Below are 11,514 nucleotides of genomic sequence, written 5' to 3' on the forward strand. Positions count from 1 at the left end.
CTGTTCTCTCCTCTCGGCCCGGAAAAACAGCGCGGAAACGGGAGATGAACCGGACGAAACGCCCGGAGCTCCTTCCGGTCTTGACAAACGCGATTTCGAGCCGAGGTTGTCCACACCCTCCCCCGTATCCGAAGCCTCAAGTTTTACCTGAGACTTGAATAACTTTCTCCCTGTGAGTAACTTAAACCCCTGTTCACAGCGAGAAAATAGCCCGAAGTCCACAATCTCTCCACACGCTCTCCCCAGGAGTGTGGAAAAGCTGCGGCTCAAAGCGGCGAGTTATGCACGAAGTTATCCACAGGTAGCGTCGGTGTGTGATCGACGTCGTTTGAACCGCGAGGCGAGTGCCCATACCGTGAATGTCCGGGGTCTGGTGTCTGATCGTTCAGTAACAGCCCCCGTTTCATCGTGAAGGAGTGACCGAGTGTCCATTGCGCACCTGGGAATCCCGGACCCGTTCGTCGAGGACGAGGCCCGTGGACACGAGCGGACCCCGCCGTACGACCTTCTCGCGGAGCAGAGCGCCCTCGGCGGCATGCTGCTGTCGAAGGACGCCGTGGCGGATGTCACGGGCCTGCTCAAGGGCGTCGACTTCTACGTTCCGAAGCACGAGGTCATCTACGAGGCGGTGCTCTCCCTCTACTCGCGGGGCGAGCCCACGGACGTGATCACGGTCACCGATGAGCTCACCAAGGCCGGTGAGCTGCAGCGCGCGGGCGGCGCCGAGTACCTCCACACCCTCACCAGCATCGTGCCGACGGCGGCCAACGCGAGCTTCTACGCCGAGATCGTCGCCGAGAAGGCGCTGCTGCGGCGCCTCGTCGAGGCCGGCACGCGCATCGTGCAGATGGGCTACGCCGGCGAGGGCGAGGCGATCGATCTCGTCAACGTGGCGCAGTCCGAGATCTACGGGGTGACCGGCGAGAGCCAGGGCGAGGACTACGTGCCGCTGCACCTGGCCGTCGACGCGGCCCTCGAAGAGATCAACAAGGCCAACGGCGCCGCCGACGGCATGCTGGGGGTGCCGACCGGGTTCAGCGAGCTCGACGCGATGACCAACGGCTTCGCCGGCGGACAGATGATCATCATCGCCGCCCGTCCCGCCATGGGTAAGTCGACGCTCGCCATGGACGTCGCCCGCAACGCCTCGGTGCACGCGAACGCCCCGACCGTCTTCTTCTCGCTCGAGATGGGGCGCGCCGAGATCGCGATGCGTCTGCTCGCCGCAGAGGCGAGCATCCCCATGCAGACCCTGCGCAAGGGCGCGCTCGACAATCGCGACTTCCAGAAGCTCGCGGCCACGCAGGCGCGCGTCGCCGATGCGCCGTTGTTCATCGACGACAGCCCCAACCTCACGCTCGTCGAGATCCGGGCCAAGTGCCGACGGCTCAAGCAGCAGCACGGCCTGCGCATGGTCGTGATCGACTATCTGCAGCTGCTCTCGAGCGGCAAGAAGTCCGAGAGCCGTCAGCAGGAGGTGAGCGAGTTCTCGCGTGCGCTGAAGCTGCTGTCGAAGGAGCTCGACGTGCCCGTCATCGCCCTCTCGCAGCTGAACCGAGCCTCCGAGCAGCGCGCCGACAAGATGCCCGCCATCAGCGACCTGCGCGAATCGGGCTCGCTCGAGCAGGACGCCGACATGGTGATCCTGCTGCACCGCGAGGCTGTGGGCGACCGCGATAGCCCGCGTGCCGGCGAGGCCGACTTCATCCTCGCGAAGCAGCGCAACGGCCCCACGGGCACCGTGACCGTCGCCTTCCAGGGGCATTACTCCCGCTTCCAGGACATGCCCCAGGGCGTCTGAATTGATGATGCATCCCGCAAGCGTAGATGCATCAGGCGCCTTCGGCGCAGTTAAGACTCCAGGACAAGGACGTGTTGTGACTCGACGCGTCCCGCGAGCACGGATCGCTGAGACGAAATCGCGCAGCGATTTCGCGCGATCCGTGGTGGCGCCACTGCGCCAGGATGCACGCCGGAGGGTATCCGGGGTTCGCTTGCCTGGCGGAGAGGAGCTGGAGCGGCGCATCCCGCGAGCCCGGATCGTTCAGCAGAAATCGCGCAGCGATCTCCCGCGATCCGTGGTGCGCTACTGCGTCAGGATGCGCGAGCGACGCCCGCCGGGCGGAACCGGGCGGTCAGGAGGCACCCACCCCGGCGCGATAGACTTGGGGTGAAGGAAGGGGTGTCATGGCCGCTGCGGTGACGAGCACTGAGCCGTCGACGACCCCCGAAGCACCGGTCTCCCGGCCCGTGCGACTCGTGCGCGTCGGGGCGCTGCTCATCGCGGCGATCGCCATCACCTTCACCGCGACCCTGCACGAGCAGCTGGGCTTCGACCGGAGCATCGCGGCCGCGGCGCTCGCGGCCATCGGCATCGCGCACCTGGTCGAGTGGGTGGCGCGCCGCTCGGCATCGCCCAGCCCCGTTCCGCTCCTGCTCGCGATCAGCGCGATCTTCGCCGCGATCGCGCTCCCCTTCGCCGGCACGCCCATCGTGTTCGCGTGCGTGCTCGCCGCCTGGGCGCTCGTGAGCGCTCTGCTCGAGCTGCTCGGCAGTGCGGTGCGCCCCGGCAGCCGGTCCGACGCGACGCTGCTCGGCGCAGCGGGGATCCTCCTCGCGATCCTCACGCTGCTCGTGCGTGAGGATCCCGTCGCCGTGCTCGGCTTCTTCGGCGCCTACACGATCATCGCGGGCGTCTTCCTGGGCATCTCCGCGTTCGACACGCGTCGTGCCGACGCCGCGCGCGCCGACCGCTAGACCTCCGATTCGACACGAAAGCAGACGATGAGCCAGTCCCCCGAGCCCACCGAGCACGATCCCGTGACCCCGTCGCGCCGTGATCGTCTGCGACCGCTGGAACTCGTCGGCTTCGCGGCGGTGCTGGGGGTGTTCGCCGGGCTGATCGTGCTGATGTCCACCCGCGACTGGGTGCTCGCGCTGATCTTCCTGGGCATCGGCTTCATCGTGTCGGTGCTGATGGTCGCGCTCGTGGGTCTCGGCGGCAAGCCCAGCGCCGAGGATCTGGAGGCGCGCAAGGATCTGCGGAGCCCCGACGAGGGCAAGAACTGGCACTGACCGGCACCGAAACCGGATCCGCCCGTCCGACGGCGACGCTCGTCGGATGCCGCGCGGAGCGGTGAGGGATCAGCCCCGCGACGGGTCTGCCGGTACGCGGCTCCGCGCACTCCGCCGCGTCCACGCCCGCGCATCGCGGCTGGAGAGCGCGAGCAGGATGAGGATGTCGAGCGCCAGGGTGAGCAGGGTGGTGCGCACGGTGATCTCCTCGCCGAGCGCGAAATAGGAGATGGCTGAGGCCGTGATGCTCGCGGTGGCTCCGAGCATCACGAAGATGCGGGCCGCGTTGCTGCCGCGCCACACGGACCAGGCGAGCGCGAGCAGCAGCAGCGCCCAGAGCGCCTCGAACCCGAGCACGATCCCGAGCGCCCAGGCCGACTCCTCCGCGCCGAGTTCGAGCTCGTCACGGATGGACCCCCACTCCCGCAGCAGCCCGATGCTCCACAGCACGGCGCCGCCCGCGCGGAGCACCACGAGCGCCGCACCCCCGGAGACGGAGAAGGGGCGTGAGGCTTTCGGGTCGGCCTGCTCCTCGCGGACGAAGAGCGCCGAAGCTGGCTCCAGCGCGGCGCGCTTGCGCGGCTCGTCAGTCACGCGTCACCTCCTGGGCGAGGCCGTTCAGATCGAGGATCGGCAGGTCTCCGTCGGTGCGGATGCTGTCGCCGCCGCCGTTGCGGGAGTGATAGCCGGTGGAGAAGTCGGCCAGCACCTCGTGGCGAGCCGCCGGGTTCGCGCCCATGACGGTGTCGACCACGTAGTCCCGCTCGACATCGATGTCGGCGTCGATCTTGTGGGTGATCTGCAGCGTGAACATCGAGAACCCGACGGCGCGGTCGAAGGTGCCCGCGGCAAGCCAGTCGACCCGGGCACCGCCGGGTAGCAGCCAGTTCTCGGGCGTGTGCCAGAAACGCACGTGATGACGCTTGGCGGGGTTGCCCTCGACCTCCTGCTGATAGGCGAAATCCTGCATGCGGCCGAAGAGGAACAGCGGGCTCACCGGCGCGCGATCGTAGCTGCGACGGGTGAGCGTGGAGGTTACGATGCGCCACGAGGAGCGCAGCGTCACCGGATCGGCGCGGATCCAGCCGGCCTGCTCCATCGCGCGGTGCAGCTGCTGCTCGGAGCCGCGCAGCGAGAGGTTGATGGGATCGCCCAGCAGACCGTCGCTCGTGCGCGTGCGGCCGATGAAGTAGTCGGGCACGTAGATCGTCGTCAGGATCCGGTGCAGGCGGGGGAGTACGAGGTAGGCCAGGAGCACCCAGAAGGCGATGAGGAACAGGATCCCGAACCATCCGAAGGTGAAGGTCTCGGTGAGTACGAGCCACGCCAGCCAGATCGCGGCGAGCCCGGCGTAGACGAAGAAGAACTCGTCGAGCACGGCCGTGAGCGAGATGCGTGAACGCTGCACGGGGTCCATGGACCCATGCTAGCCGGGGCGGTCGCGGGGTGGGACGTGAGGTCAGTCCGCAGGATCCTCGGGGTCGATCGGTGCGTGGTGATCGAACCCCACGTCGCCGCGCTTCCAGTAGCCGGTGATCGTGTACTGCTCGCGGGGCAGCTCGAGTTCGTAGCGCAGCAGGCGGCGCAGCGGGATGAGGCGCGTGGCCTCGCCGGCCGCGAAGACGTAGGTCCCGGCGTCGACACCCGCCGCACGCACGGCCGCGGCCAGTCCGTCGGACCCGGCGGGAGGCGCGGAGACGCGCACGTCGCGGCCTCCCTGGGCGGCGAGATAGGCGCGCACCCAGTCGAGGCCGTCGGCGACATCGGCGATGACCTCGATGCGGGCGGAGGACGGCATGTCCTCGATCCATCGCGCAGCGGCCGGCAGTGCGGTCTCGTCGACGACGCAGAGCACACGCGGCGCGGCCGAGGCCGCCGACACCGACCCGCGCGGGCCGACGATCACGATCTCATCGCCCAGCTCGGCGCGCGCGGCCCAGCGCGCCGCCGGGCCCGGGGCCTGGTGCCGCAGGATGTCGAGGTCGAAGACCCGGTGGCCCGATCCGGGGCTCGTGCGCACGTTGAGCGGCGTGAAGTCGCGGCCGAAGGTGACCCCCTCGGGGCGCACGATGCCGCTCTCGTCGGGGCCGACCGGAGTGGGGGCCGGCAGCTCGCCCGTCTCGGGGTCGGGGAAGAACACGCGCGCGTGATCCTCGGGGCCGGTGCTCGCCCAGTCCCCCAACTCGTCGCTCGACAGCGTCACCCGCGTGAAGTGCTCGATCTCGGTGATCTCGATGACAGTCACCCGACGCGCGGTGAAGCGGTGCTTCGTGCGGGTGCGCACGAAGCGATCGTCGGGGGTCGGCTCCAGTTCGGACACGGACATCCTCTCGTCGGATGTTTCCACTCTGGCACATGGCGAGGGGCTGTGCACGGGAGCGCGGCTATTGCTATGCTTCACCTGTTCTCAGCCTGTGCTTCTGTGACGAGCGGGCTGGGCTGGCGGGGCGTGCCGGATCGGCAGCGGGTATCGGGATGCGAAGAGGGAGCGGCCATGGAGCAGGACGAGCGACCGGAACACGAGGAGACTTCGACGGAGCCCGTGACCCGCCGCGCGGCGAGTCCGCACGCCGCTGCTCCCGCCGACGGGGCAGCCCAGCCGCAGAACGCCGAGGTCCGGATCCCGCCGCCTGCGCCCGTAGTGCCCCCGATCCCGCCGCCCCCGCCGGCCGTGCAGACCGCCCCTCCAGCTCCCGCGCCGCCCGCTCGGATGGGTCCGCCGGCGCAGTTCGAGCCGCAGCACCAGCACGCGCCGGTCCCGCCCCGGCCCCCGGCTCCGCCGCAGGTGGCCCCGGCCCCGCCGCAAGTGGCCCCGGCGGCGTGGGCGGCGCAACCTCCGGCACCGGAGCCGTGGACGCCCGCGCCCGCGCGCCCGGCCGATGGCGGGAGCAAGACGCGGCTCCTGATCTGGCTCGTGCTCGCCGCGATCGTGCTGGCGGCCCTGGTGACGGGCGGCATCCTGCTGCTGAACCACACGATCGCGAGCGGCGCGGGATCCGCCTCGAGCGGCGAGGAGCAGCGCTCGTCCGGCGGTCAGGAGGCCGCCGGGGCGAACGCGGAGGCGGCCGACCCGGTGCGCACCGTCGAGGAGTACCTGGAGAAGCTCGCCGAGGGCGACGCCGGGGGAGCGCAGGAGCTGGCTTCCACGGGAGAGGCCGATTCCAGCTGGGTGCCGCGCGGCGCCACGCTGCTCGACGGCGCGCTGGCGGGAGCCGACGAGTGGATCCGCGTGCTGGCGGTGGAGGAGATCTCCGCGTCGGGCGATTCCGCGAGCGTGCGGGCGACCCTGCAGCTCGACGGCGCGCAGTTCGAGCACGTCTTCACGCTCTCACCGGACGCGGCGAGCGGCTGGCGCATCGACCAGCCGCTCGTCGCGCTGGTCGAGATCGGCGGCACGGGCATCGGCCGAGCGACCGTCGGCGGGGTTCCGGTGGATCTGAGCACGGCCGGCGCCGTCGTCGCCCTCTACCCGGGCGTGTACGAGATCGCTGGCGAGGCGAGCGGCGTCTTCGACGTGCAACCGCAGCGGGTCGTGGTGACCGTGCCGCGCGGCACCCCGCAGGCGGTGACTCTCGCCGCGACGCCCAACGAGGAGTTCCGGAAGTCGGTGCTGACGCAGGTGCAGGCGCGCATCGAGCAGTGCACGCACGTGCCCGGAAACATGGATCCCGAGTGCCCGTCGATCACGCGCGATACGAAGCTCAGCGAACTCTCCGTCTCGTCGCTGCCGAGCGACTTCGAGAGTTTCTCGGAGACCGGCTTCGTCTCGCAGACGGCGGTGATCACGGTGAAGAGCGTGCCCACCCCGGGCGATCCGGATCCCGCGCCCCGGCGCAGCGAGTTCCAGCTGGTGGGCGGGATCCGCATCGTCGATGGCGCCCCGCAGATCGTGGACGTGTCGGCGCACTGAGCGCATCCCGGACGAGATGTACAAGCGCGAGGCCGGCTCCTCGGGATACGGCATGAGCTTCTGGGCTCGCAGTCCCAGGACCCGGCGCAGCGCCTCCCGGTGAACTTCGCCTCGACCACCGCCTTCTCCGTCGCGGAGAACGATGAGGCGAGGGGGTCCGCGCTCCTCGAGTTCGCCACCGAGGCCGAGGCCGACGCCTTCCCCGGTTCGCAGTACTCGCGCACCGACGTCCTGCGCACCTCGTTCCTTCGGCCGGCGCTCGACGACTCCGGTGACAACCGCATCGACTGCGTCTACTGGCCCACCGGCGGTGACCGGGCGGCCACGTGCGCCGAGGTCGCAGCAGCGGCGTCGCAGGGGGGCAGCACCCATGGCAAAGGGCTGCGTCGCGACCGGGGCGCGCGAAGCCCGGGAGGCTCGCTGGCGCGGATTCTGGGGCGAGATTTTTATTTCTACCAGCGTTGACTAATCGGAGTGGGCCTGTCTACAGTGGAACCTCGCCGCGCGAAGACGCGCGGCCGCTGAGCAATATCGAGGGAGATATGCCGATGACCACACCCCGCACCCCGACGGTCCTGAGGGCGCTCGCGACCTCGGCCGCACTGGCACTGCTGCTCGCGACCCCGGTCGCCGCGAATGCGGCGGAGGATGATCAGACCGAGATCACCTTCGTGGTCACGCAGGACTTCCACGGGCGCATCAACGACAGCACCACGAGGTGGGCCGGCACCATCGAGGAGCTCCGAGCCGGAGCCGAGCACTCGGTGTTCTTGAGCGCGGGCGACAACTTCGGCAATTCGCTCTACGCCTCCTCGGTGCAGGGGGAGAAGCCCACGGTGGACGTGCTCAACGCGCTCGAGCTGCAGGCGACGGCCGCCGGCAACGGGGAGTACTTCATCGGACACGACAACTTCATGCACCTCGCCGACAACGTCGCGGAGTTCCCGCACCTCGCCGCGAACGTCATCGACCCCGCAACCGGGGAGACCGAGCTCGACCCGTACACGATCATCGAGGCGGGCGGCGTGCGCATCGGTGTCATCGGGGTCGTCACCCCCGATACGCAGGTGCAGTTCCCAGGCGGTGATCCGAAGTTCCTGCCGATGATCCCGGCCCTGAACGCCGCTGCCGAGGAGATCGAGGACCAGGACCTCGCCGACGTGATCGTCGCACTGGTGCACGACGGCGGCGCCGACTCGCCTCCCGCGAGCCTCGAGAGCGAGCTCGCCTCCGGCAGCGTGCTGGCGCAGATCATCCAGCAGTCGTCGCCGCTCATCGACGCGCTGTTCACCGCGCACACGCACAACAAGTACGTCTACGACGCTCCGATCCCGGGCGACGAGGAGCGCACGCGACCGGTGATCCAGGCCGGCGCTTTCGGCGAGCTGCTCGGAGAGGTGACCCTCACCTACGACCGTGCGGAGGATCGGGTCGTCGCGTCTACCGGGCGGATCGTGCCGCTGACGCAGACCCCGGTGGAGGAGCTCGTCGGCACCTACCCGAGAGCCGCAGCGGTGCAGACGATCGTCGCCGACGCGCTCGCCTACGCCGAGCAGGAGGGGAACCTCCCGGCGGGGCAGGTCAGCGCACCCGTCACCACGGCGTTCAGCGGTGGCGACTATGTGGACGGGGTCTACGCCGGAGGCACCTCGGGCAACCGCACGCTCGAGTCGTCGCTCGGCACGCTCGTCGCCAACATGTTCCGCGACGTGCAGCAGGATCAGCCGGCACCCCCGCAGTTCGGCCTCACCATCCCGAACTTCATCCGCAGCGACCTCATGCCCGACGCCGAGGGCAACGTGCCGGTGATGAAGATCATCGAGACCTTCTCGATCCGCGACTCGATCGTCTCAGCCGACATCACGGGCGCGCAGCTGAAGCGCCTCTTCGAGCAGCAGTGGCAGCGCACGCTCGGGGGCGAGGCGAGAGGCTACATCCAGCTGGCGATGTCCGACAACGTCACCTACACCTACGACGATGCCCGTCCCGAGGGCGACCGCATCACCTCGATCACGTTGGACGGACGGCCGGTGCAGGCCGAGAGCACCTACCGCGTCGGCCTGTCGGGGGCGATCCTGATCGGCATCGTCAACTTCCACGAGGGCGTCGAGCTCACCGACGCGCGGGAGTCGGGCCTGCTCGACGTCGAGGGGTTCCAGCGGTACTTCGCCGAGCTGAGCGAGAACGGGCCGGTCGCTCCCTCGTTCGCGAAGCACGGCGCGAAGCTGGTCGAGACCGAGGGATCTACGCCGCTGACGGGCGGGGAGGCGTCCGCGCCGATCACCGCAGGCTCGGCGAGCACGACTGTCGTGGCAGCGGCACCCGCGGCCGCTCCGCTGGTCGCACCGGGCAGCGTCGTCGAGTTCGAGGTGTCGGCGCTGGACCTGACGAGCATCGGCGCTCCGGCCAACACGGAACTCGCGATCACCCTCAACGGAGAGCAGATCTCCACGGTCCCGGTCTCCGGCGGGGCGGCCCACGTGCGCTTCACCGTTCCCGAGCAGCTGGCCGGGCAGGAGGTGACGCTGCGACTGCTGGCGAACCCGAGCGGCACGGTCGTGCAGCGCGACTTCGTGGTGGCGGGCGAGGAGACCGGGGGCGATGCGGACGGCGGCGGCGATGCCGCCGCGGCTGCCGACGGAGGACAGGGAGCCGCCGACGGCGCGGGCTCGAGCGCCGCGGACGGCGGGGCCGGCTCCGCCGGGAACGGCTCGGCCGGCGGCACCGCCGCGAGCGGCCCCGCGGATGGCGCTGCCGAGGGGTCCGAGCTCTCGCGCACGGGGTCTGAGCTGATGCCGTGGATGCTCGCCGCCGGTGTCGTGGCGATCCTCGCCGGAGCCGTTCTGCTCACCGGCAGGCTGCGCCGTCGGCACGCGCGGGATATGAGCGCCTAGCCCGCCGCGCACCGTATGGGATCTGCAGAAGATATGCCCAGAACAGTGGGAGCCGGCATATCTTCTGCGGATCTCATACGGTCTGCCGGGGTTCCCGGGGCCTGGGGGCCTGTGGACCCCGGGCGCGAACGACGAGGGGCCTCCCGATCGCGGTGCTGCGATCCCGGGAGGCCCCTCGGCGTTCTGCGACCGACTAGCGCTGCAGGAAGTCGACCAGCCGCACGGCGTCGCCGATGTAGCCCGCCGGCGTCAGGGCGAGCAGCCGCTGCTTGGCCGCGTCGCCGATCTCCAGCCCATCGACGAACTCGACGAGCTCGGCCTGGCCGATGCGTCGGCCGCGGGTGAGCTCCTTGAGCGCCGCGTACGGGTCCGAGATGGTGGAGCGGCCGGCGGTCACCTCGGCGCGGATCACCGTCTGGATCGCTTCGCCCAGCACCTCCCAGTTCGCGTCGAGATCGGCGGCCAGCACCTCGGGCGCCGCGTCGATCTGGCCGAGGCCCTTGAGGATGTTGTCGAGGGCGAGCACCGAGTGGCCGAGACCCACGCCGATGTTGCGCTGCGCCGACGAGTCGGTGAGGTCGCGCTGCCAGCGGCTCGTCACGAGCGTGGCGGCGAGGGAGTCGAGGATCGCGTTCGACAGCTCGAGGTTGGCCTCGGCGTTCTCGAAGCGGATCGGGTTGACCTTGTGCGGCATGGTCGAGGATCCGGTGGCCCCGGCGACGGGGATCTGACGGAAGTACCCGATGGAGATGTAGCTCCAGATATCGGTCGCGAGGTTGTGCAGGATGCGGTTGGCGTGGGCGATCCGCGTGTAGAGCTCGGCCTGCCAGTCGTGCGACTCGATCTGCGTGGTGAGCGGGTTCCAGTCGAGGCCGAGGCCCTCGACGAACTCCTGCGAGACCTGCGCCCAGTCGGTGTCGGGATCCGCCGCGAGGTGCGCCGCGAAGGTGCCGGTGGCGCCCGAGAACTTGCCCAGGTACTCGATGTCGTCGATCTGGTTGAGCTGGCGCTCGAGCCGGTGTACGAAGACGGCGAGCTCCTTGCCGAGGGTGGTCGGCGTCGCGGGCTGGCCGTGCGTGCGGCTCATCATGGGCAGCTCGCGGTACTGCTCGGCCTGGCGTGCGATCTCGGAGATGACCCGCTCGAAGCGCGGGCGCCACACGTCGGCGACCGCCTGCTTCACGGTGAGCGCGTAGGAGAGGTTGTTGATGTCCTCGCTCGTGCAGCAGACGTGGGTGAGCTCCGCCAGGTGGCCGAGTCCCTGCTGCTCGAGCCGCGCGCGCACGAGGTACTCGACGGCCTTCACGTCGTGCTGCGTGGTCTTCTCGGTCTCGGCGAGCTCGTCGATCTCGGCCTGCCCGAAGTTCGCCGCCCACTCGCGCAGCGACGCCACCTGATCCTCGGCGATGGGGGTGCCGCCGAGCAGCGAGTGCGACGTCAGGTAGACGAGCCACTCCACCTCGACGTGCACGCGCGCCTTGTTGAGGCCCGCCTCCGAGAGCGTGTCGCCGAGGCCGGCGACCTGCGAGCGGTAACGGCCGTCGAGCGGGCTGATGGGCTGCGGGGGCAGGGGCGTCATGGAGTCTCCGTGCAGTCGTGGCGTGTGGCGCGCGATCCGCCGCGCGATCCGAGGTC

At 69.9% G+C, this 11,514-nt stretch carries 10 protein-coding genes; 6 read left to right on the top strand and 4 right to left on the bottom strand.

The features are described from left to right. Positions 1 to 424 precede the first annotated feature (424 nt). The 3 genes from dnaB to AMS65_RS05350 all read left to right on the top strand — a co-directional run bounded on the left by dnaB (position 425) and on the right by AMS65_RS05350 (position 3,075). Positions 425 to 1,801: a replicative DNA helicase gene (gene dnaB / locus AMS65_RS05340; RefSeq protein WP_053383112.1), complete on the top strand. Its 1,377-nt coding sequence runs from the start codon at positions 425 to 427 to the stop codon at positions 1,799 to 1,801. A gap of 386 nt (positions 1,802 to 2,187) precedes the next feature. Beyond that, a complete protein-coding gene (locus tag AMS65_RS05345; protein WP_053383113.1) occupies positions 2,188 to 2,757 on the top strand; it encodes a hypothetical protein in 570 nt (189 codons plus the stop codon). A gap of 27 nt (positions 2,758 to 2,784) precedes the next feature. Beyond that, a complete protein-coding gene (locus AMS65_RS05350; protein ID WP_053383114.1) occupies positions 2,785 to 3,075 on the top strand; it encodes an ABC transporter ATP-binding protein in 291 nt (96 codons plus the stop codon). Between the two features lie 69 nt (positions 3,076 to 3,144). On the opposite strand, the gene AMS65_RS05355 is transcribed toward AMS65_RS05350, so the two are convergent. Genes AMS65_RS05355 through AMS65_RS05365 form a run of 3 tightly spaced genes read right to left on the bottom strand, consistent with a single transcriptional unit; the run spans position 3,145 to position 5,395 of the window. Further along, positions 3,145 to 3,669, bottom strand: a complete 525-nt coding sequence (locus AMS65_RS05355) for a hypothetical protein (protein ID WP_053383115.1) — start codon at positions 3,667 to 3,669, stop codon at positions 3,145 to 3,147. Beyond that, complete coding sequence (locus tag AMS65_RS05360) at positions 3,662 to 4,492, bottom strand: LssY C-terminal domain-containing protein (protein WP_157502103.1); 831 nt, start codon at positions 4,490 to 4,492, stop codon at positions 3,662 to 3,664. The genes AMS65_RS05355 and AMS65_RS05360 overlap by 8 nt, the downstream gene beginning before the upstream one ends. Positions 4,493 to 4,534: 42 nt before the next feature. Continuing rightward, positions 4,535 to 5,395, bottom strand: coding sequence for a siderophore-interacting protein (locus AMS65_RS05365; RefSeq protein ID WP_241489345.1), 861 nt, complete (start codon positions 5,393 to 5,395; stop codon positions 4,535 to 4,537). Positions 5,396 to 5,569: 174 nt separating this feature from the next. Between AMS65_RS05365 and AMS65_RS05370 the strand changes: the two genes are divergently transcribed. From AMS65_RS05370 to AMS65_RS05380, 3 genes are all read left to right on the top strand, one after another. Continuing rightward, positions 5,570 to 6,985: a hypothetical protein gene (locus tag AMS65_RS05370; RefSeq protein ID WP_053383117.1), complete on the top strand. Its 1,416-nt coding sequence runs from the start codon at positions 5,570 to 5,572 to the stop codon at positions 6,983 to 6,985. Positions 6,986 to 7,084: 99 nt separating this feature from the next. Further along, positions 7,085 to 7,450 (top strand): hypothetical protein, encoded by a 366-nt coding sequence (locus AMS65_RS05375; RefSeq protein WP_053383118.1) that lies wholly within the window; start codon positions 7,085 to 7,087, stop codon positions 7,448 to 7,450. Between the two features lie 83 nt (positions 7,451 to 7,533). Further along, positions 7,534 to 9,879, top strand: coding sequence for a bifunctional metallophosphatase/5'-nucleotidase (locus AMS65_RS05380; RefSeq protein WP_162231754.1), 2,346 nt, complete (start codon positions 7,534 to 7,536; stop codon positions 9,877 to 9,879). A 193-nt stretch (positions 9,880 to 10,072) separates the two neighbouring features. On the opposite strand, the gene purB is transcribed toward AMS65_RS05380, so the two are convergent. Then, entirely contained in the window at positions 10,073 to 11,458 is a 1,386-nt protein-coding gene (purB, locus tag AMS65_RS05385; protein WP_053383120.1) for an adenylosuccinate lyase, read from the bottom strand. Positions 11,459 to 11,514: the final 56 nt, after the last annotated feature.

This window comes from Leucobacter celer subsp. astrifaciens, assembly GCF_001273835.1.
GTDB classification, from domain to species: domain Bacteria; phylum Actinomycetota; class Actinomycetes; order Actinomycetales; family Microbacteriaceae; genus Leucobacter; species Leucobacter celer.

Bases quoted from the DNA above. Each gene is read 5' to 3' on its own strand.
- AMS65_RS05345 (WP_053383113.1), top strand. From the start codon at position 2,188: ATGGCCGCTGCGGTGACGAGCACTGAGCCGTCGACGACCCCCGAAGCA.
- AMS65_RS05350 (WP_053383114.1), top strand. From the start codon at position 2,785: ATGAGCCAGTCCCCCGAGCCCACCGAGCACGATCCCGTGACCCCGTCG.
- AMS65_RS05360 (WP_157502103.1), bottom strand. From the start codon at position 4,492: ATGGACCCCGTGCAGCGTTCACGCATCTCGCTCACGGCCGTGCTCGAC.
- AMS65_RS05370 (WP_053383117.1), top strand. From the start codon at position 5,570: ATGGAGCAGGACGAGCGACCGGAACACGAGGAGACTTCGACGGAGCCC.
- AMS65_RS05380 (WP_162231754.1), top strand. From the start codon at position 7,534: ATGACCACACCCCGCACCCCGACGGTCCTGAGGGCGCTCGCGACCTCG.
- purB (WP_053383120.1), bottom strand. From the start codon at position 11,458: ATGACGCCCCTGCCCCCGCAGCCCATCAGCCCGCTCGACGGCCGTTAC.